This window comes from Haloactinospora alba (genome assembly GCF_006717075.1).
Taxonomy (GTDB): Bacteria; Actinomycetota; Actinomycetes; order Streptosporangiales; family Streptosporangiaceae; genus Haloactinospora; species Haloactinospora alba.
The window spans coordinates 2,632,344-2,652,715 of sequence record NZ_VFQC01000001.1; the positions used below are offsets into that span (position 1 = coordinate 2,632,344).

Below are 20,372 nucleotides of genomic sequence, written 5' to 3' on the forward strand. Positions count from 1 at the left end.
GACGCCCGCGCCGCGGGCGGTCGGGGACGCTTTCGTCCGTACCCGCTGTCCCCGCACCCCACGAGACGGAACCGGCATGGTCGACGATCCCCTGCTTCTGGCACGGCTGCAGTTCGCGCTGACCGCGGGAACGCACTACCTGTTCGTGGCCTTCACTCTGGGACTGGCGCCGTTCCTCCTGTTCGGCCAGCTCAGCGCGACCCTGCGTGGCGACGCGGGGCGGATGCTGGGGGTGCGGTTCTGGGGAGGCCTCTATGTCGTGAACTACGGGATGGGGGTGCTGTCCGGGATCGTCATGGAGTTGCAGCTCGCGACCGGGTGGAAGGGCCTCAACGAGGTCTTCGGGTACACCTTCGGGGCCCCGCTGGCGGTGGAGACGATGGGAGCCTTCTTCCTCGAGTCCACGTTCCTGGGGCTGTGGGTGTTCGGGTGGGACCGGATGGGCCGCTGGACGCACCTGTCCTGCCTCGCGGTGGTCACCGCGACCGCCTACGCCTCAGCGTTCTGGGTGCTTGTCGCCAACGGTTTCCTGCGCCATCCGAGCGGCATTCGGATGCAGGACGGCACAGCCGTCCTCACCAACCCCGCGGCGCTGCTCGCTTTCGGTCACGTGACGGTGAGCGCGCTGCTGTTGGGCGGGCTGGTCACCGCCGCCGTGAGCGCCTACCACCTGAGTCGGGGCCACGACCCGCACGGGATCTACCGCCGCGGTGTCCACAGTGGTCTCGCCGTGATCACGGCTGCCGCCCTCCCCACCGTGGCGCTGGGTGGTTCCCAGCACGTTCTCGACCAGCGCCCTCCGCCAGCCAGCGGTCTCACCTACAGCGCCACGGAGATCGCGCGAATCGAGGACGCCTACGGGGCGACGGCGACAGCGGCGGTGTTCGGTCACCTCGGCTACGCCGTGATGGTGCTGAGCTGGCTGCTGGTCGTCGGGGTCGCCGGCGTCGGTGCCGTGGTGTGGCTGCTGGGCGGGTTACGGCGGTGGCGCTGGTTCCACTGGACCCTGGTGTTCTCCCCCGTTCTCGCGTTCACCGCCAGCATCGGCGGCTGGGTCTACCGGGAGACCGACCGCCAGCCCTGGGCGGTGACACACCTGCTCACCACCGCCGACGCCCGTACGGAGATGTCCGCGGGAGCGGCGGCCGCCTCGGCCCTCCTGTTCACGCTCGCCTTCCTCGTCCTGGCAACGGTCACCTACCGGCTGCTGGTGCGTTTCGCCCGGCGGGGGCCGTACGGCGGCCCGCTCGCACCGCCCACCGAACACACCGAACACACCGACGGAACGCAACCGCCCGAGCCCGTTCTCTGAGCAGGGAGACCACGATGGAACACCCCGCCGCCCTCGCCCTCACCAGCCTGACAGTGGGTTACTTCGTCCTCGCCGGATGCGATGTCGGCCTCGGTATGCTCATGCCCCACCTCGCCCGCACCGCCGGTGACCGCCGCCGTCTGGTCGCCGCGATCGCACCGTACTTCCTGGGAACCGAGGTGTGGCTCGTCGCGACCGTCGGGATGATGGTGGGGCTCTTTCCCGAGGTGGAGAGCCGCCTCCCGGCCGCTGTGGTGCTGCTGGTGCTCCTGCCGGGGTGGCTGTCGCGGGACGCCGGGCTGTGGCTGCGGTCCCGCTCCCGCACCGCGGCCTGGCGGCATGCCTGTGACACGGCCGTGGTGGTGGGGAGCTGGGCCCTCGCCGTGGGGTTGGGGCTGGTGCTGGCGGACCTGTTGACCGGTGGCCGGCCCGGTCCGGCGACCGTGTTCTACACGCTCACCACGGTCCTCCTGTTGGCGCTGCGCGGGGCCGCGTTCGGGGCCGAGCGTCTCGTCCCTCCCGAGCACGCCGCGGGCAGGGCGGAAAGCGCCGACGCCGCTGCCAGACTGACCCGCACGCTCGCGCGCGGCGGAGTGGTGGCCACGGCGCTGGCGACGGGTGCCGCGTTCCTCCCCGGAGCCGGTCCGGAACGGCTTCTGCCAGCGGCGGCGGGTGCCGCGGTGCTGGTGGCGGTCCTGGCCGTGGCCTCCGGACTCTCCGGGCCGCGGTGGTCGGGGACCACGTCGGCACTGGCGGTGGCCATCCCACCGCTGGTGACAGCCCTGTCCGCCGGACTGCCCACACCGGCCGCTCCCCCGCAGACCCTGGCACTGGTGGGAACCACCCTGCTTCCCCTGGTTCCGGTCATGGCTGTCGGGCAGATATGGCTTTACCGATTGTCACGCCGCCCCGCCAGCACGCCCGGGTTCTTCGCGTGAACCCGCTGGGTACGGGCGCACCCGAACGGAGGCAGCGCGCCCGGGAGCCCCGAACGGCGGAAAGTATGCGTAGCGGCTCGCGAGAACGGGCATCCGGTTACTGGCGACGGTTCGTCGCTCGGAATCGCATCCGTACTCGCGCGGCCTGTCCGGTGACCGGAACAGGCGTGGCCAAAGGAGGAAAGACCGTGCCCGAGACCGTCCACACACCGTCCGCTGCCGGCTGCAGTTGCGGCCCCGGTTGCTCGTGCGGCTGCCAGAGCGGCGGCCCGTGCTCCTGCTCCGGCGGCTGCGGCTAGTTTCTCCCCCTACGAACGCGCACGGGTTGCTCTCTTCCGGACGACAGCCCGTGCGCGGGCACCTCAGTCACCGGTGCGTTCCGCCGGTCACGGGACGCGTCGGGGGCGGTCCCGGAAGCCGACCGCTTCTCCTGAGTGGAACGCCCAACCGCCGCGGGGACCGGTGTGACACATATCGTGCTCGTATCCGAAGAGGCACGCGGCGCGACGCTCCCATACTGGAAAGCGTGCATAGCTCACCCCACGAACGTCCGCCGTTTCCAGAGGCCAGTGTCGCTGCCCCGATCCCGTCCAGTGAGCACAGGGGGTACCAGCGCCAGCAACGGTCCGCTTCCCCGCTCGCGTCCCAACGGCGGGCGAACCTCGTGCACATCGCCGCCGAGCTGTTCGCCAGGAAGGGGTTCCAGTCGACCACGGTCCGCGAGATCGCCGACGAGGCGGGGATCCTCTCCGGCAGTCTGTACCACCATTTCGACTCCAAGGAGTCGATCGTCGACGACATCCTCTCGTCCTTCCTCACCAGCGTGGTGGACGCCTACCGGACGGCGGAGGCGCAGGGCGGCGACCCTCGCGAGGTCCTCGCCCGCCTGGTCCGGGCCTCCTACTCCGCCCTCGACAGTCACCGTTCCGCCGCCACCGTGCTGCACAACGACTGGAACTACCTGCGGCAGCTCCCGCGATTCGACTACCTGCACACGACCGAACGCGACATCCAGCGGATCTGGACCGGTGTACTCACCGACGGCCAGAGCAGAGGCGTGTTCCGGTCGGACATCGATCCCGAGCTCACCTGTCTGATGCTGCGGGACAGCATCCGGGGCAGCGTGCGTTGGCACCAGCCCGACGGGAAATCCGCCACCTCCGAACTCGCCCGGCACACCATCACCGTGCTCCTCGCCGGTATCAGCGCCGACGGGGATGACGAGACGCCGTAAACCGTCCCGGAGACCGGGAGTGTAGGCTCGTGGCCCGGTCCGGACCGGCAGTCGAAAGAGGTGACCGTGGTCGAGAACACCGAGGTGCACGGAACACACGCCCCGGGATTCGGCCGGGTGCGGGATGTCTTCGCGAAGAACTTCGCCCGCGGGTTGGAGACCGGTGCGGCGCTGTCCGTATACGTCGGCGACGAGCTCGTCGCCGATCTGTGGGGCGGGGTCGCCGACCACAGGACGGGACGGGCGTGGACGCGCGACACCCCGTGCTTCGCCTTCTCGTGCACCAAGGCGATGACCGCTGCCGCGGCGCTCCGGGTGGCCGAGCACCGGGGCTACGACCTCACGGCCCCGGTCTCCTCCTGGTGGCCGGAATTCGGCGCCCGGGGCAAGGAGAGGGTGACCGGAGAGCACCTGCTGTCGCACCAGAGCGGTCTTCCCGCTTTCGCACGGGACGTGTCGGTGGCCCAGGCCGCTGACCCGAAGGCGATGGCGGACCTGCTCGCGGACCAGGCACCGGAGTGGGAACCGGGCACCGGACACGGCTACCACACCTACACCTTCGGTTGGCTCGCCGGGGAGATGGTGCGCAGGATGGACGGCCGCACCGTCGGCCGGTACGTGTCGGAGGAGATCGCGGATCCGCTGGGTCTGGACCTGTGGGTCGGCGCTCCCGACACGGTCGTCGAGCGCACGGCACGGCTGACGTCGGGCTCCGGTGCGTCGGGATCCGAGCAGCAGGCCCCGTCCTCGGGAACGGGAGCCGCCACGCACGGAAAGCCCCCAGAGGAGAGCGGCAGCGCGGCGGCACGCCTGGCCGAGGCCGCCGGCGACCCGCTCAGCGCCCTGTCCCGCAGCATGCGCAGCCCCGACGTCAACGGGGTCACGGGCCGGTTCAACAACCGGGACGTCCTCGCGGCGGGATGGCCGGCGGCGGGGCTCGTCACGACCGCCCACGGGCTCGCCGGTTTCTACCGGAACCTGCTCGCCGGCCGGATCCTGGAACCGGACACCCTGCGGAACGCGATCACTCCCCGAGTGAACGGGCCGGACAACGTGCTGTGCATGGACAGCTCGTTCGGACTCGGTTTCATGCGCCCGTCCCTGGTCTTCGCCGTTCCCCGGGCGGCACAGGGCGGGGCGTTCGGGCACACCGGATTCGGCGGGTCGATCGGACTGGCCGATATCGAGCGGGGAATCTCCCTGGGGTACGTAATGAACCGGACAGGGGCCGAAATGTCCGGCGGATTGCGCGCCATGCGGCTCGTCAAAGCGGTCTACGACAGTGTGGGGAAATCGGAGGACTGACGTCGCCCGCGCACCCCGCTGGCGCCGCCCTGCGGCACGCTGCCGCAGGGCGGGTCCGACCGGGTGGGGAGGACACGCAGCCGCGGGGAATGGCAGAAAGCACGGCTGCGCGGCTGTCCGGTCGGCTGCGTCCGAACCCAGCACGCACCCGGTGAGCGGAACAGGGATGCGTACGGACGCCGCCGGCAACGATTCCGTTTTCACTTCCGGAACCGCACCGCTCACGAAGAATTCTCCGCCCCAACGGCGAGTTCCGGAAGACCCACACCGGTCCCAAATAATGTCCCTGCTTCCTGTGGGTCCTGAGCCCCAGCCGGTTGGACCGGACCGGGATCGGTAATGTTCGGGAGGAAAACACCCCGTCCGCGCGGACCAGCGAAAACCCGCACACGGCCCCTCCCCGGGAAGGTCACCCGATTCGGACCGCCACCAGATATGCGCCGGGAGAATCGGCGTCCACGATATCCGTTATTTTCCACACCTGTTGGCTCACCGTGAAAGTGTCCCCCACTCGCACGTCGATCATAGTGTTCAGACGCCATTCGCTCGGGCCGCCGATTTTGGCGACGGGATTCCCCGAATCGTCGGTCCAGAACCGGCCGCCACCCACAGGCCCACCCTCGAACCGGTCGTTGCGGCCGTAACCGACGGTTTCCTGCGCGCCGATCTCGTGAGCCACGTCCGCCCCTCTCCCGCTATCCGAACGTTCCGCCCGGCAATGAGTATCCCGAAACGCACCGACACAATCCGTCCGTGACATATCTGCGCGGAGCACCCGACTTTACCGTTCGGATGTGCGGTTGCCTATGGATGCGTCGTGCCGTTTCCGCCCTCTCCTCTCCGGGAAAGCGCTTTCTCCCCGTCGCGGAGACGGCGGCGCGGGAGAGGAATGCCGGCCGCGGGAGCGCGGGGACATCCGGTTCGGGCATTACTGGGCCCGTCGCCCCGGGGCGACGGGCCCAGTAATGCCGTTCCTATGCCGAGGGGGAACGCGGAGGCTGCCCCAGCGCGGTTCTGACCTTTCCGGCGAACGTCTCCAGCGCGCTGCTGAAGGGGTGGTCGTGGACCATGTACGTCCAGGTCATGGACGGGCGTTTGATTCCCAGCGCCGTGACGTCGATACGGCCGTCAACCGCTTCGGCCTGTCCGAACGTTTCCGCGGCGCGCGCCCTGGCCTCGTCCAGGAAGCCCTTGAACGCGGGCACCGCGTCCCGGTTGAACTCGTCCAGCGGATCCCGGCGTCCCAGGAAGCGCAGGTGGATCCCCTCCCTGAGCTCCGCCAGGAACGCGTTGTGGTCGGTCCATCCCCGGTCGAGGTGGTAGAGGGTGATCAGCCGGGCCGCGCGCGCGACCTCCTCCGCGCCGACCTCGGCCACCAGGTCGGCGTGCCGCGTCGGGCAGTCGACCGCGAGCTGCCGGTCCCCCAGGTTCTCGCGGAGTACGGCTTCGCGATGCTCCAGTACCACACCACGTTGGACGTCGATGAGTTTGTTGTACCGCCAGGTGTTGCGGTGCGCCTCAACCAGTTGCCCCTGTGCGACACGCTGCGCGTGGTCGACCATGGGGGGCCATCCGGGGTCGGTGATCTCCCCGTCGGCGTTCACGGCGTAGTTGCGGACATCGGGCGCGTTGGTGGCGATGAGCTCGTCGTCGGCGCTGACGAAGAAGGTCGAGCTTCCGGGGTCGCCCTGCCGGCCGGCGCGGCCGCGGAGCTGGTCGTCCAGCCGGCTGCTGGGATAGCGCCCGAAACCCATGACGTAGAGACCGCCGGCCTCCACCACCCGTTCCCGGTCGCTCATGTCGCTGCCGCCGAGCCGGATGTCGGTACCGCGTCCGGCCATCTGGGTGGACACCGTGATCGCGCCGTAGGTTCCGGCCTCGGCGATGATGGACGCCTCGTCCGCGTCGTTCTTGGCGTTGAGCACGACGCAGTCGAGCCCTTCGGCGTGGAGCCGCTTCGCCAGCGCCTCGGACTCGGCGACGTCCTGGGTCCCGATGAGGATGGGGCGCCCGGTGGCGTGTGCCGAGGTGACCTCGGCGACCAGCCCGTCCTCCTTCTCCTCCCGGGTGGCGTACAGTCTCCCGACCCCGTCGGTACGGACACACGGCTTGTTCGGCGGGATGACGGCGACCTCGAGTTCGTAGAACTCGCGCAGCTGCTCGGCAACGGCCATAGCGGTTCCGGTCATGCCGCACAGCGTCGGGTAACGCACCGCCAGCGCCTGGACGGTGATCGAGTCCAGCACCTCCCCGGTGTCGGAGGCCGCAACCCGCTCCTTCGCCTCCACGGCCGCCTGCAGGCCGTCCGGCCAGCGCTGCAGCAGCGCGATCCGGCCCCGCGACTCGTTGATCAGCTGGATCCCGCCCTCACGCACCACGTAGTGCACGTCGCGCTGCAGCAAAACGTGGGCGTGGAGTGCGAGGTTGACCCGGGGGAGCACCGACGTGTCGTCCTCGGAGTAGAGGTCGATGTCGCCCAGCTCGCGCTCGACCTCGTCGATGCCGGCATCCGTGAGCTGGACGTTGCGCCCCTCGTCGTCCACCTCGTAGTGGAGCCGGGGGGTCAGGCCGCGTACGAGTTCGGCCATCTCCACGTCGGCGCTCGAGCTCTCCGCGGCTCCGGCGAGGACCAGCGGAACCCGCGCCTCGTCGACGAGGACGGAGTCGGCCTCGTCGATCAGCGCGACGCTGGCCTCGCCGAGGACGCGTTCGTTCTCCTCGGTGACCATCCGGTCGCGCAGCACGTCGAACCCGAGCTCGCTGACCGAGGCGTAGGTGACGTCGGCCGAGTACGCGTTCGCGCGCTCCTCGCGGGTGGACTCCTCGCCCACCCAGGACACGGCGACGCCCAGGAGTTCGTAGAGGGGGCGCATCCACTCCGCGTCCCGCCTCGCCAGGTAGTCGTTGACGCTGAGGACGTGCACGCCCTGCCCCCGGAGGGCGAATCCGGCGGCAGCCAACGCCCCGGAGAGCGTCTTGCCCTCACCGGTGGCCATCTCGGTGATGTGCCCGTCGAGCAGGGCCATGACCCCGAGCAGTTGGACGTCGTAGGGGCGCTCGTCCAGCGTGCGCCGGGCGACCTCCCGTCCCAGGGCGCACAGTTCGATCAGATCGGCGCGTTCGTAGGGAAGCTCGGCGTTGCCGAGCTCGGCGGCCCGGTCGGTGAGCTCGTCGCGGGTGAGTTCCCGCAGTTCGGGCTCACGGGCCTCGATCGGTTCCAGGAGCTTGGTATAGGGGCGCAGATCCGCCGCGCCGGGCTTCCCCAGCAGCCGGCGGACGCTCTCAGCCATTCGTCCGAACACCACCCAAGGGTAACGCTGACGGGGCGCTGTGCGTTCCCGGTGTTCACCCCGGGGTTCGACACTTGTCCGGGAGTGGATAAAATCGTCAACCGAAGTTCGACATTGTCGTACCACTAACGACATTATCGATTATCAGCCCGGACAGGAAGACTTCGTGATGCGTACGCTCCCTCAGCAGACCCACCCCATCCGGGAACGGACCCGCGCGGAACTCACCCGTGGAACATTCGACCTCCTTGTTGTCGGCGGCGGCATTCTCGGCACCTCCGTGGCCTGGATGGCCACCCAGGCGGGGCTGCGGGTCGCCATGGTCGACGCGGGGGACTTCGCCGGAGCCACGTCCAGCGCCTCCTCCAAACTCGTACACGGCGGGTTGCGTTACCTGCAGACCGGCGACGTCCGGCTGGTGGCGGAGAACCACCGGGAACGGCGTGCCCTGTCCGGGGATGTCGCTCCCCACCTGGTCACTCCCCGGCCGTTCCTGGTCCCCGTGTACCAGGACGGCCCGCACAGCGCGGCCAAGATGGGAGCGGGCGTGTTCCTGTACTCCGCACTCTCCGCGTTCGGCGACGGCCTCGGCCGCCTCATGACCCCGCGTCGTGCCCAGCGCCTCGTGCCCTCGCTGCGGACCGACGGACTGAAGGCGGTGGCGGCCTACCACGACCACCAGATGAACGACAGCCGGATGGCGATCATGACCGTGCGTGCGGCCACCGACGCGGGAGCGGTGGTACTCAACCACGCTCAGGTCGAGGGGCTACGGACCACACACGGCCGGGTGACCGGCGCGGAGCTGCGCGACCGGGTGGACGGCACCGAGTTCGGCGTCGACGCCCGACTGGTACTCAACGCCACAGGGCCGTGGGTGGACCACCTGCGCCGCATGGAGGACCCCGCCGCGGACCCGAGCATCCGGCTGTCCAAGGGGTCCCACCTGGTCGTCAAGGCCGACCGGCCGTGGAGCGCGGCCCTCACCGTTCCCGTGGACAAGTACCGGGTCTCGTTCGCCATCCCCTGGGAGGACCGGCTCCTGCTGGGGACGACCGACGAGGAGTACACTGACGATCCTGCCGAGGTCGGGGTCACCTCCCGCGATGTCGAGCAGATACTCGGCGAGGCCGGGACCGCCGTCGACAGCGCACAGCTCTCGTCCGACAAGATCGACTACTCGTTCGCGGGCCTGCGGGTTCTCCCCGGCGGGCCCGGCGCGACGAGCGCGGCCAAGCGCGAGACCGTGGTGACGTCCGGCCGCGGTGGGATGCTGTCGGTCTCCGGCGGCAAATGGACGACGTACCGCCACATCGGTCAGGTCGTGCTGGACCGGTTGCGCAGGATCCGCTCGGTTCCGCTGGCCGAGGACATGGCACCGACCCTGCGTACCGTGCCGCTCCCCGGGATCGGCCAGCCCGAGGCGGTGGCGCACCGGCTCATGGCCGACGGCGACCCGCCGGCCCACATGGACCCGCTGGTGGCCCGCCACCTGGCCACCCACTACGGCAGCCTCGCTCTGGACATAGCGGCACTGGTACGCGCCGATCCCTCTCTCGGGGCCCGCATCCACCCCGACGGCCCCGACATCTGGGCCCAGGTCGCCTTCGCCCGCGACTACGAGTGGGCCGTCACCGCCGACGACGTCCTGCGTCGCCGCACCACGGTCACTGTCCGGGGGCTGGACACGGCCGACGTCCGGCAACGGACCGCCTCACTGCTGGAGGGGCGCGCCGGCTGAACGGTGCGCTGGCGTCAGCGCACCATACTGCCCTGCTGCTGTCCGGACTCGACCTCCATCGCGCGTTTCACGAGCCGCACCAGGACAGTGAGCACGGACTCCCGGTCCCGGGCGTCGCACCAGATGATGGGAACCTCCGGGGCGAGGTCGAGCGCGTCCCGGAGCTCGCCCTCCGTGTAGCCGGGATCGTCGTCGAACGTGTTGATCGCCAGCATGAACGGCATCCGGTACTGCTTCTCGAAGTAGTCCAGGGCCTGGAACGAGTCCTCCAGCCGCCGCGGGTCGGCGAGGACAACAGCCCCGAGCGCTCCACGGACCAGGTCGTCCCACATGAACCAGAACCGCTGCTGTCCCGGCGTACCGAACAGGTAGAGGGTCAGGTCGGTCTCGAGCGAGATCCGCCCGAAGTCCATGGCGACGGTGGTGCTGGTCTTGTCGGGGGTCTTGGAGAGGTCATCGATGCCCGTGCTGGCCTCGGTTACCGCGCCTTCGGTGCGCACTGGAGGGATTTCGGAGACCGCTCCTACGAACGTTGTCTTTCCGACACCGAACCCGCCGGCGACGATGATCTTGGTGGAGAGTTGCGGTGAGTCGTGCACTGGTTTTCTCTAGCTTCTAGCGACGCTGGGACGGGGAATTCATTGGTTGGTATCGCATGCCACGCCGTGAACCTAGCACCGTTGCGTGTCGTGGGGGGACAGAACGGTGCAGAGCACCAGCGAGACGGAGCCTCGCGCGTTGGGGCGCCCGCGCTGCGCCGGTCGGGACGGACAGTATGAATCATGCAGCGCAGACCTTCGCAAGGTATTCCGAAACCGGCGTTGAAACCAGCGGACTCGCGGTATACGGCGAACACGAGGATAACGGCGTGGTAGCCCTCGCACGGTCAGCTGCGGCCGGATTTCTCCCGCTGAGCGAGGAACGCTCACCTGGTTACCCCGGGCGACACCATTCATCACACCAGGAAACAAGATTTTTTACCACATTGTGAGCGTCCCATTCCGGCCACGGAGGGAACTGGGCACGGCAGGGAAAGGCGCACTACCGTGGGAAAACGGCCCGCGCAGCGTGGCAGCGGCTTGTTCCTGGCACACGATACGGCGCCACCACGCCGCGGCGGGCGGTTTCCGGGGTCAGGGACCCGACGCTTCCACCGAAGCGTTCGGACCGGGTGGAAGCGGTGTCCCCGCCCCTCCGGAGGTGCCGCTGGCCCGTGCACCGTCCGCACGGGCCAGCGGCGGCCGACCGGACACGCGCTGCCGCGAGGGGCGCTGTGGTCATCGCCACCGACGCATCCGACCGGCTGCTTTCCCCGAGGCCAGCTACGCGCCCCCCGCGGACCCCTTAGGATTGGGCCGGTACCTAGCCCCGGTATGCAGGCCGAAGGAGCCGTTTCACCCCATGTCCGAACAGCGCGTCATCCGTCCCACTCCCATCAGCGGCTTCCCCGAGTGGTTGCCGGAGATTCGAGCCGTGGAGCAGCGCTGGTTGGACCATATCCGCTCCGGCTTCGAGCGCTACGGTTTCACCCCGGTGGAGACACCGTCGGTGGAGAACCTCGACGTACTGCTGGCCAAGGGAGAGACGTCCCAGGAGGTGTACACGCTCCACCGCCTCCAGGCCGACGCCGGGGACAACAGTGACGCCAAGCTGGGGTTGCACTTCGACCTGACGGTGCCGACCGCCCGTTACGTCGCCCAGCACTTCAACGACCTGACGTTCCCGTTCAAGCGCTACCAGATCCAGCGCGTGTGGCGCGGGGAGCGCCCCCAGGAGGGCCGTTTCCGGGAGTTCACCCAGTGCGACATCGACGTGATCAACGTCGACCAGGTGCCGCTGCACTTCGACGCGGAGATGCCGCGCATCGCCCACGAGATCCTGTCCGGACTGGACATTCCCTCCTGGACGATCTACGTCAACAACCGCAAGGTGCTCCAGGGCTTCTACGAGGGCCTGGGGATCGCGGACCCGCTGGCCGTGATCCGCACCATGGACAAGCTGGACAAGATCGGCGGTGAGGGGGTCCGCACCATCCTCACCGGGGAGGTCGGACTCTCCGGGGAGCAGGCCGACAGCTGTCTGGCGCTCGCCCGGATCAGCGGCGGGGACCGCTCCGTCACGGACGAGGTGGACAAGCTCGGCGTGCGGTCGGAGCTTCTGACGGAGGGGCTCGAGGAGCTCGGTTTCGTCCTGGACTCGCTGTCCGACCTTCCCTCCGGGAGCGTCGTGGCCGACCTGTCCATCGCTCGCGGGTTGGACTACTACACCGGCACCGTCTACGAGGCGGCGTTCGACGACGACCCCGGCTACGGCAGTATCTGCGCCGGAGGGCGTTACGACGACCTCGCCGGGCAGTTCATCCGCCGCAGGCTTCCCGGGGTGGGTTTCTCCATCGGCCTCACCCGGATCTTCGCCAAGCTCGTCGCGGAGGGCCGGATCGAGGCCGGACGGGTGTGTCCCACCGACGTCATGGTGGCCGTTCCCAACGCCCAGCGCCGCGAGGCCGCGTTGCGCACGGCGGCGCGGCTGCGCGAACGCGGTTTCAACACCGAGGTGTACCACCAGGTCGCCAAGTTCGGGAAGCAGATCCAGTACGCGTCCCGGAAGGGGATCCCGTTCGTCTGGTTCCCCCCGCTCGATGAGGGCGGGACTCACGAGGTGAAGGACATGACGACCGGGGAGCAGGGCGAGGCCGACCCGGAAACCTGGTCAGGGACGGACTGACGCGCCGGGGCCGCGGTGGCGCCGCCGCGGCCCCGCGACCCTACTGGCACAGAGGCATGCAGCTGCATGCGTTTGTGCATGTGCAAATGTCCTTGCAGACGCTACTATGGGAGGCGTGGCGGCATGACTCCTCGCGCCGCGTGGGAAACGGCAGGCGCGGGGGCACTTCCACACCTCCAGAGCGGAACCCGGTTCTCTCGCCGGGCGGACCGCTCAGCTGCGGGTGCGTAGAGGGGAGGGCATCCGCAGCGCCGGCAAGCGCGTCGCCAGCGGGCTCGTCACGTGGAGGGGGCGTGACGAGCACTGGCGGCCGCTCGCCTGCCGCGCTGCGTTCTCACTCTGCCCGGAAAGCGCGCCGGAGCGCGTCGAAGGCGGGTTGGGCGGCCTGCCGGGCCGCCGGAACCGCGTGCATGTAGCGCAGGAAACTGTGCACCATTCCGGGGCTGTCCTGCCACTCGGCGGCGACTCCGCAGTCGCGTAGCCGCTGCGCGTAGTACTCGCCCTCACCACGGATCGGGTCCAGCTCGGCGGTGAGGATGAACGCCGGTGGTTGGCCGGAGAGGTCCCGGACCCGGGCGGGCCGGGTGTGGGCGGGGAGGTCGGCGGGGGACGCGTCGCCGAAGAAGGCCCGCTGGTACCAGTCGCGTTCCACCTGCGACATCCCGTAGTCCCCGTCCGCGGGCTGGTCCGCGCTGCTCGCCCCCGCACCGGTGGAGGGGTACAGCAGGAGCTGGAAGAACGGGACGGGAAGGCCGCGCTCGACCGCGAGGTGCCCGAGGGCCGCGGCGAGCAGGCCGCCGGCGCTGTCTCCCGCGACCGCGACCCGGTGCGGGTCCCCTCCCAGCGTGGCGGCGTTGTCCACCACCCACCGGTAGGCGGCGAGGGCGTCCTCGACCGCCGCGGGGTAGCGGTGTTCGGGAGCGAGCCGGTAGTCCACGGACACGACGGTCGTCCCCGCCTGTTCCGCCAGCAGCCGGGTGATGTTGTCGTGCGTGTCGACGCTTCCGACGACGAACCCGCCGCCGTGCAGGTAGAGCGTCAGCGGTGTCGCTTCCGCGGTTGCCGGCCGGTAGACCCGGACCGGGATGTCGGGGGCCCCGGTGGGGCCGGGAACGCTCCGGTCGGTCACTGTCTCCGGTTCGGCCAGGCGCGGCGCGGCGAGGCCGGCCTCCCGCTCGCGTTTCCGTTCCGCCGGCAGGTCCAGGTTGTCGTCGAAGACCGGTGCTGGCTGGGTGCTGAGGAAGTCCGCGAGAACCGGGTCGATCTGTGCGCTCATGTGGGTACGTCGATCTCGAACCAGGCGGTGTGCGTACTGTCGGACCAGTACTCCCCGCTACGGGATGTGCAGCTTTCGATGATGAGCATGCCCCGACCGTAGTCCCCGTTCTCCTCGCGGACGGTGGCGGTCTCGCCGCTCACCTCGGAGTTCTTCTCCCCCTGGTCGGCCACGGCGACCCGTACGAGGGGGTGCTCGCACCGGATGAACAGCGTCATGACACCGCCGGTCTGTCCGGAACGCGAGTGCAGCAGCGCGTTGGTCGCCAGCTCGCTGGCCGCGAGTTCCGCGTCGTCCACGACGGCGTCGGGCAGCTGGAACCGTTCCAGGAACTCCCGCACCCGTCCGCGGATGGAACGGACGGCGGTCAGGTTCCCGACGCAGCTCCACACGGTGTGGTCGGTGGCCGAACGCTCGGCCGAGGCACCGGCGAGTTCGCTCGGTTCCACGATAGGCGCATCGAACGGGTCGGCAGCGGAGTCCTCCTGGACGTGTTCCTGGAGTCGCTGCGAATCGGTCATCCCCGTGTCACTCCCATCACCACCGGGCGGCACCCACCGGATCTCACCTTAGACAACGATGCACCATGACCAGGACAGCACATGTCGCCCCCCACTGGTGGATACGACGCGGGAGTGTGTGCGCGTGTCGTGCGGCGCGGCCGCCCACAGTACACGCAGCCACACGGGGAAACCGACGTGACCTGCGAATACTCGGCCGTGCGGCGGAGGCCTCGACTGGCGCGAGCGCGGGTGTCCGGAGCGTGTACGGCGGGTGGAAACGATCCAGTGAAGTCCTGAACACAGGAGCCTTACCAGGATTCCGGTTATGCCCGAAAACCGCCGACTGTCAGGGATACGGAACCGCTCCCCGAACACTGGCAATCCCGCTCCGAAGCGGCACGGTCACCCGCCCCCGTTACGAGCGTTCGGCACCCGACGTTCGCGGCCGATGTGACTCTTCAACCGATATAAGCAAGCAGTTGCTTGATTAACGACAAAACGGGCAAAATCAATATTAAACAACACGATCAAGAGACCAGAAAGCAACGATCACATCACGACATAAGCGCTGATAGCCGGGTTTTGCCCGCCACACACCCCCGTTTCCCTCGATGTACAACCGTGCGCATCGCGGAACTTGCGATTATCGCATAATCACAGCTCACCCCGGATTTTTTCACTCACAGTTACTGATCCAGCACACCTTTCTGCGCACAATGGAAAATACGGTACAAATACAGTTAATTACGGTTTGACGTGAATGGGAACGCTGGCGACCATCAAGTGGTCGGTGCGCAGCACAGGTCGCGCACCTGCACTTTTGTCCGTACCGGGCGGATCCGCGGCCTCTCTTCCGGAGCGGTAGCGCTCACCCCCTCCGTCCGTTGTCGTCTATCACGACCGAACGAGGTGTTTTGTGCCGTCTGCACCCGATCAACGGAACGATGTTCCGCCGAGAGGAAGAGGCACCCCTCCCAGCCGCCGCAGCCTGCTGCGGTACGGAGCCGCCGGCGCCCTGGTCACACCCGTCCTCGCCGCCTGCGGCTCGACAGCCAACCCCGACGCCTACGTGGCCAGCCAGGACTACGACGACCCCAAGCGCGGGGGACGGCTGCGCGTCGGCGTCGCGGGCGGTTCCTCCTCCGACACCGTCGACGCGCACAACCCGGTCAGCAACACCGACATAGCGCGGGTCATCAACCTCAACGAGGGGTTGTGCTACTTCGACGTGGACTACTCACTGAGGATGGGACTCGCCGAGTCCGTCGAGGCCAACCAGGACGGAAGCGCGTGGACCGTCCGGCTCCGCAGTGACCTGGAGTTCCATAACGGGAAGACCATCACCGCCGACGACGTGAAACACACACTCCTCCGGGTCACCGACCCGGACAAACCCGGCTCCACCGCGACCCAGCTCGCGGCGATGGACCGGAACGGCCTGCAGAAGCTGGACGAGCGCACCCTGAGGATCCGCTTCGACCAGCCGGTCAGCAACTTCACCGACATCGCCGCCCAGTACGCCATGGGCATCGTGCCCGAGGGCTACGACCCCGCGAAGCCCGTCGGAGCGGGCCCCTTCGCCTACTCGGAGTTCACCCCGGGCGTGCGCAGCATGTTCACCCGCCACGACAACTACTGGCGTGAGAACGAACCCCACCTGGACGAGCTGGAGATCATCAACTACCCGGACGACACGGCGCGGGTGAACGCGCTCATCGGCGGCCAGGTGGACGCGGTCAGCCAGCTCCCGCACAACCAGATCGCCGTGATCGAGTCCTACGATCACCTGGACATCCTGGAGTCCGAAACCGGGATGTGGGTCCCGTTCACCATGCGGGTGGACCAGGAACCGTTCGACGACGTGCGGGTGCGTCAGGCCTTCCGGCTCATCGTGGACCGGGAGCAGATGATCAACCAGGCCCTCTCCGGGCACGGGGCCGTGGCGAACGACCTCTACGCCCGGTTCGACCCCGCCTACAACGACGACCTCCCGCAACGCGGTCAGGACATCGGAAAGGCCAGGGAACTGCTCGCCGAGGCGGGCTACGAGAACGGCCTGGAGGTCGAACTGGTCACCGCGCCGATCAGCGCCGGTGCGGTCCAGGCGGCCTCCGTGTTCAAGGAACAGGCGAAGAAGGCCGGAGTGACGGTCAACCTGCGCCGGGTCACCTCCACCGAGTTCTTCGGTGACAACTACCTGAAGTGGACCTTCGCCCAGAGTTTCTGGAACACCCGCAACTACCTCTCCCAGGCCGCGAACGGCTCCATGCCCGACGCCGCGTTCAACGAGACCCACTGGGACGACGACGAGTGGACCGAGCTGGTGACCGAGGCCCGCACCACGATGGACGACGGCAAGCGCACCGAGCTCCTGCACCAGGCCCAGCGGATCGAGCACGAGCGCGGCGGCTACATCATCTGGGGCTTCGCGAACACGGTCGACGGGTTCAACGCCAACGTCAACGGCTTCGAGCCCTCCGTCACCGGTAACCCCCTGAGCTCCTACGGGTTCCGGCGTGTGTGGTTCGCGAACGACTGACCACCGCACCCGCCGCACCCAACCGAAGGACACCTGACATGATCCGCATGATCGCCAAACGACTACTTTTCGGGTTACTCACCCTTTTTGTCGTATCGATAGTCATCTTCCTGGCGACCCAGGCGCTTCCGGGCGACGCCGCCCGCGCCATCCTCGGGCAGGAGGCCACCGAGGCGCGGTTGGAGGCGCTGCGCCGACAGCTACACCTGGACGACCCGATAGCCGTCCAGTACGGCAGCTGGATCGGCGGCATCCTCACCCTCGACCTCGGCGACTCCTTCGCCGCGGGGCTGCCCGTGGCGGAGTACCTCGGCCCGCGGGTGACCAACTCCGCGTGGCTCCTCCTCTTCGCCGCTCTCCTCGCCACCCCCCTCGCCCTGCTCGTCGGCGCCTACAGCGCGCTGCGCCGCGACCGGTTCGCCGACCACGCGGCCTCCATCGGGACGCTGATCCTGGCGGCGATCCCCGAGTTCGCCGTGGGGATCGTACTGATCCTGCTCTTCTCCACCGGCTGGCTGCAACTGTTCCCGCCGGTCTTCGGCGGCGGTGCGGGTGCCGTGTGGACCTACCCCGACCAGTTGGTGCTTCCGGTCGTGGCCCTGGCCATCGCCGTCAGCCCACCCATCGTCCGCATGATGCGGGCATCGATGATCGAGGTCCTGGAGAGTGACTACGTGCAGCAGGCGCGTCTGAAGGGGCTCCCGGAACGCACCGTGATCTGGCGGCACGCCGCCCCCAACGCGATCGGCCCGGTGGCCCAGGTGGTCGCGTTGCAGCTCGCGTGGCTCGCCGGCGGTGTCGTCGCCATCGAGTACCTGTTCCGCTACCCCGGAATCGGCCTCGCCCTGATGGACGCCATCGACACGCGCGACCTGCCGATCATCCAGGCCGTGGCGTTGTTGATCGCCGGTATCTACATCCTGGTCAACCTCCTGGCCGACGTCGTGGGCCTGGCCGCCAACCCGAAGGTGAGGGTGTCCGCGCGATGAGTGCCGCACAGACCACCACGAACGAACAGACCACTGCCGCCCCCGCGAACCGCCCGGGACTGCTTCGGACCGCGTGGTCCTACGGACGCACCAAGGTGGGGGTGCTCCTCGCCGGGGTCATCGTCCTCACCGCGGCGCTCGGGCCGTTCCTCAGCCCCCACTCCCCCACCGAGTTCGTCGCCGAGCCCTACGCGCTCGACGCCGAGGGCGCCCTGTTCGGCACCGACCAGCTCGGACGGGACGTGTTCAGCCGGTTCCTGCACGGCGGCTACACACTGCTGACGATCTCGGTGTCCTCCGCGCTCGGCGGCGTCGCCGCCGGAACCGTCCTGGGGATCATCGCCGGCTACCGCGGTGGATGGGCGGACGAGCTGATCATGCGCGCCAACGACATCCTGCTGGCGTTCCCGCAGCTCATTCTCGCGCTGTTGATGATGTCCATCATCGGGCCGAAACCGTGGATGATCGTCCTGATCATCGGCGTCTCCCACGCCGCGCGGGTGGCCCGCGTCGGCCGGGAGTCCACGCTGAAGGTCGTCGAGCAGGACTTCGTCAAGTCCGCCGAGGCCATCGGTATCCCGCGGTGGCGGATCATGCTCACCGAGATCCTGCCCAACATCACCAGCCCGCTGCTGGTGGAGCTGGGGCTGCGTATCACGTACTCGGTCGGCGTGGTCGCCACGTTGAGCTTCCTCGGGATGGGGCTGCAGCCGCCCACCGCGGACTGGGGCCTGATGATCAACGAGAACCGGATCGCGATCACCGTGCAGCCGTGGGCGGTGGGGCTACCCGTCGCCGCCGTCGCGGTCCTGACCATCGGAGCGAACCTCATCACCGACGGCCTGTCCCGGGCGTCCGTCGGTATCGACCGGGGGGTGGAGAAGTGACCCAGACACCCGAGGCGGCAAACGCCGCCGGCGAGAGCACAGCGCTCGACGTCGAGGGGCTGACCGTTATCGGTCGCCCGTCCGACGTGGAGATCATCTCCGACATCAGTCTGCGGGTGCAGCGGGGGGAGATCCTCGGCCTGATCGGCGAGTCCGGCTCCGGAAAGACCACTCTGGGCCTGTCCCTGCTGGCGCACTGCAAACGCGCGACGGAGATCACCGCCGGGAGCGTCACGGTCTCCGGAGGCTCACTGCTGGGGCGGTCCGAGGCCGAGCGCCGGAACCTGCGGGGTCGGGCCGTGGCCTACATCCCGCAGTCGCCCGCCTCCGCGCTCAACCCGGCACTGAGCCTGCGCACGCAACTACGGGAGGCACTGCACAACTGGGACACGGCCGACGGCAGCGTCGAGGGCCGCCTGCGCGAGGTGCTGCGCGAGGTCGCCCTTCCCGACGACGACGGTTTCCTCGGCCGCTACCCGCACCAGCTGTCCGGTGGACAGCAGCAGCGGGTGGCCATCGCGATGGCGTTCATCGGACGCCCCGACCTGATCGTGCTGGACGAGCCCACCACCGGTCTCGACGTGACGACCCAGGCGCACGTGCTGGAGACGATCCGGCGCATGACCCGGGACTCGGGCACCGCCGGGGTCTACATCAGCCACGACATGGCGGTCGTCGCCGAGCTCGCCGACGAGATCGCGGTGATGTACCAGGGGGACGTGGTGGAGCACCGCCCCGCCGGGGACATGCTCGCCGCGCCGCACCACCCCTACACGGCACGGCTGCTGCGCGCCGTGCCGGTGCTGCGGACCGACGCGCAGGTTCCGGCGGAGCGGTCGCGGAACCCGCTGCTACGGGTGCGCGAGCTGCAGGCCAGTTACGGGGACACACCGGTGCTGACGGGGATCAACGTCGACATCTCCCGGGGGGAGTGTGTGGCGTTGCTGGGCGAGTCCGGCTCCGGGAAGACGACCCTGTCGCGTTCCATCGTCGGGTTGCACCACCGGTTCACCGGGGAGATGACGTTCGACGGCGCTGCGCTGGCGACCAGCAGTTACCAGCGCGACGCCGCCCAGCGGCGCCGGATCCAGTACATCTTCCAGAGCCCCTACGAGGCGCTGAACCCCCGCAAGCGGGTGCGTGACCTCATCCTGCAGCCGCTGGCCCACCTGACGGGCAAGGTGGAGAACCCCGACGCGGCCGTGGCGCACGCGCTGGAACGCGCGGCGCTCCCGGCGGGGTACGGGGAGCGTTTCCCGGAGCAGCTCAGCGGCGGGGAGCGGCAGCGGGTGAGTATCGCCCGCGCCATCGCCACCGGCCCCGAACTGCTGGTGTGCGACGAGATCACCTCGGCACTGGACGTCTCGGTCCAGGCCGAGATCGTGGAGCTGCTGCGCAACCTGCAGAACGACGGGATGGCGTTGCTGTTCGTCACGCACAACATCGCCCTCGTCTCCAACATCGCCCAACGGGTGGCGGTGCTGAGCCAGGGCCGGATCGTGGAACACGGGCCGGTGGGCGAGGTCATGTCCGATCCCCAGCACGAGTACACCCGGGCGCTGATCGCGGACACACCCGACTTCGCCCCGCAGTCGGGCTGACGCGCCGCGGTGCGGGAGTGGCGCGGTCCGCTC

15 protein-coding genes are annotated in these 20,372 nt (G+C 68.9%); 10 read left to right on the forward strand and 5 right to left on the reverse strand.

Annotated features, from left to right (window positions below):
- The first annotated feature begins 76 nt into the window (after nucleotides 1-76).
- The 4 genes from FHX37_RS11810 to FHX37_RS11825 all read left to right on the forward strand — a co-directional run bounded on the left by FHX37_RS11810 (nucleotide 77) and on the right by FHX37_RS11825 (nucleotide 4,789).
- Nucleotides 77-1,312 carry a cytochrome ubiquinol oxidase subunit I gene (locus FHX37_RS11810; RefSeq protein ID WP_141923944.1) on the forward strand — a complete coding sequence of 412 codons (1,236 nt, stop codon included), beginning with the start codon at nucleotides 77-79 and terminating at the stop codon, nucleotides 1,310-1,312.
- A 14-nt stretch (nucleotides 1,313-1,326) separates the two neighbouring features.
- Nucleotides 1,327-2,250, forward strand: coding sequence for a cytochrome d ubiquinol oxidase subunit II (locus tag FHX37_RS11815; protein WP_141923945.1), 924 nt, complete (start codon nucleotides 1,327-1,329; stop codon nucleotides 2,248-2,250).
- A gap of 526 nt (nucleotides 2,251-2,776) precedes the next feature.
- Complete coding sequence (locus FHX37_RS11820) at nucleotides 2,777-3,484, forward strand: TetR/AcrR family transcriptional regulator (RefSeq protein WP_211351809.1); 708 nt, start codon at nucleotides 2,777-2,779, stop codon at nucleotides 3,482-3,484.
- Between the two features lie 66 nt (nucleotides 3,485-3,550).
- On the forward strand, nucleotides 3,551-4,789 hold the full coding sequence (locus FHX37_RS11825) for a serine hydrolase domain-containing protein (protein WP_246062254.1): 1,239 nt from the start codon (nucleotides 3,551-3,553) through the stop codon (nucleotides 4,787-4,789).
- 409 nt (nucleotides 4,790-5,198) lie between these two features.
- On the opposite strand, the gene FHX37_RS11830 is transcribed toward FHX37_RS11825, so the two are convergent.
- Together FHX37_RS11830 and secA2 are read right to left on the reverse strand one after the other, a co-directional pair.
- The gene (locus FHX37_RS11830) at nucleotides 5,199-5,468 is read right to left on the reverse strand and encodes a DUF6406 domain-containing protein (RefSeq protein WP_141923946.1); all 270 of its coding nucleotides are present in this window, start codon (nucleotides 5,466-5,468) and stop codon (nucleotides 5,199-5,201) included.
- A gap of 295 nt (nucleotides 5,469-5,763) precedes the next feature.
- Nucleotides 5,764-8,079, reverse strand: coding sequence for an accessory Sec system translocase SecA2 (gene secA2 / locus FHX37_RS11835; RefSeq protein WP_141923947.1), 2,316 nt, complete (start codon nucleotides 8,077-8,079; stop codon nucleotides 5,764-5,766).
- 169 nt (nucleotides 8,080-8,248) lie between these two features.
- Between secA2 and FHX37_RS11840 the strand changes: the two genes are divergently transcribed.
- A complete protein-coding gene (locus FHX37_RS11840) occupies nucleotides 8,249-9,820 on the forward strand; it encodes a glycerol-3-phosphate dehydrogenase/oxidase (protein WP_141923948.1) in 1,572 nt (523 codons plus the stop codon).
- Nucleotides 9,821-9,834: 14 nt separating this feature from the next.
- Here FHX37_RS11840 and FHX37_RS11845 read toward each other — a convergent pair whose 3' ends face one another.
- A complete protein-coding gene (locus FHX37_RS11845) occupies nucleotides 9,835-10,419 on the reverse strand; it encodes a GTP-binding protein (RefSeq protein WP_141923949.1) in 585 nt (194 codons plus the stop codon).
- 802 nt (nucleotides 10,420-11,221) lie between these two features.
- On the opposite strand from FHX37_RS11845, the gene hisS reads away from it, so the two are divergent.
- Nucleotides 11,222-12,544 carry a histidine--tRNA ligase gene (hisS, locus tag FHX37_RS11850; RefSeq protein WP_141923950.1) on the forward strand — a complete coding sequence of 441 codons (1,323 nt, stop codon included), beginning with the start codon at nucleotides 11,222-11,224 and terminating at the stop codon, nucleotides 12,542-12,544.
- Nucleotides 12,545-12,878: 334 nt separating this feature from the next.
- Here hisS and FHX37_RS11855 read toward each other — a convergent pair whose 3' ends face one another.
- Entirely contained in the window at nucleotides 12,879-13,820 is a 942-nt protein-coding gene (locus tag FHX37_RS11855; RefSeq protein WP_141923951.1) for an alpha/beta hydrolase, read from the reverse strand.
- The gene (locus FHX37_RS11860; protein ID WP_141923952.1) at nucleotides 13,817-14,341 is read right to left on the reverse strand and encodes an ATP-binding protein; all 525 of its coding nucleotides are present in this window, start codon (nucleotides 14,339-14,341) and stop codon (nucleotides 13,817-13,819) included. Before FHX37_RS11860 ends, FHX37_RS11855 begins: the two co-directional genes overlap by 4 nt.
- Nucleotides 14,342-15,239: 898 nt before the next feature.
- On the opposite strand from FHX37_RS11860, the gene FHX37_RS11865 reads away from it, so the two are divergent.
- The 4 genes from FHX37_RS11865 to FHX37_RS11880 are packed head-to-tail and all read left to right on the forward strand — an operon-like array spanning nucleotide 15,240 to nucleotide 20,339.
- Nucleotides 15,240-16,862, forward strand: coding sequence for an ABC transporter substrate-binding protein (locus FHX37_RS11865; RefSeq protein WP_211351810.1), 1,623 nt, complete (start codon nucleotides 15,240-15,242; stop codon nucleotides 16,860-16,862).
- A 38-nt stretch (nucleotides 16,863-16,900) separates the two neighbouring features.
- A complete protein-coding gene (locus FHX37_RS11870; protein WP_141923953.1) occupies nucleotides 16,901-17,851 on the forward strand; it encodes an ABC transporter permease in 951 nt (316 codons plus the stop codon).
- Complete coding sequence (locus FHX37_RS11875) at nucleotides 17,848-18,738, forward strand: ABC transporter permease (protein ID WP_141923954.1); 891 nt, start codon at nucleotides 17,848-17,850, stop codon at nucleotides 18,736-18,738. Before FHX37_RS11870 ends, FHX37_RS11875 begins: the two co-directional genes overlap by 4 nt.
- Nucleotides 18,735-20,339: an ABC transporter ATP-binding protein gene (locus tag FHX37_RS11880; RefSeq protein ID WP_141923955.1), complete on the forward strand. Its 1,605-nt coding sequence runs from the start codon at nucleotides 18,735-18,737 to the stop codon at nucleotides 20,337-20,339. The genes FHX37_RS11875 and FHX37_RS11880 overlap by 4 nt, the downstream gene beginning before the upstream one ends.
- The last annotated feature ends 33 nt before the right edge of the window (nucleotides 20,340-20,372 follow it).

Excerpts from the sequence above, each read along its gene's own strand:
- secA2 (WP_141923947.1), bottom strand. The coding sequence starts at position 8,079 with ATGGCTGAGAGCGTCCGCCGGCTGCTGGGGAAGCCCGGCGCGGCGGAT.
- FHX37_RS11875 (WP_141923954.1), top strand. The coding sequence starts at position 17,848 with ATGAGTGCCGCACAGACCACCACGAACGAACAGACCACTGCCGCCCCC.
- FHX37_RS11815 (WP_141923945.1), top strand. The coding sequence starts at position 1,327 with ATGGAACACCCCGCCGCCCTCGCCCTCACCAGCCTGACAGTGGGTTAC.
- FHX37_RS11860 (WP_141923952.1), bottom strand. The coding sequence starts at position 14,341 with ATGACCGATTCGCAGCGACTCCAGGAACACGTCCAGGAGGACTCCGCT.
- hisS (WP_141923950.1), top strand. The coding sequence starts at position 11,222 with ATGTCCGAACAGCGCGTCATCCGTCCCACTCCCATCAGCGGCTTCCCC.
- FHX37_RS11870 (WP_141923953.1), top strand. The coding sequence starts at position 16,901 with ATGATCCGCATGATCGCCAAACGACTACTTTTCGGGTTACTCACCCTT.
- FHX37_RS11840 (WP_141923948.1), top strand. The coding sequence starts at position 8,249 with ATGCGTACGCTCCCTCAGCAGACCCACCCCATCCGGGAACGGACCCGC.
- FHX37_RS11855 (WP_141923951.1), bottom strand. The coding sequence starts at position 13,820 with ATGAGCGCACAGATCGACCCGGTTCTCGCGGACTTCCTCAGCACCCAG.
- FHX37_RS11810 (WP_141923944.1), top strand. The coding sequence starts at position 77 with ATGGTCGACGATCCCCTGCTTCTGGCACGGCTGCAGTTCGCGCTGACC.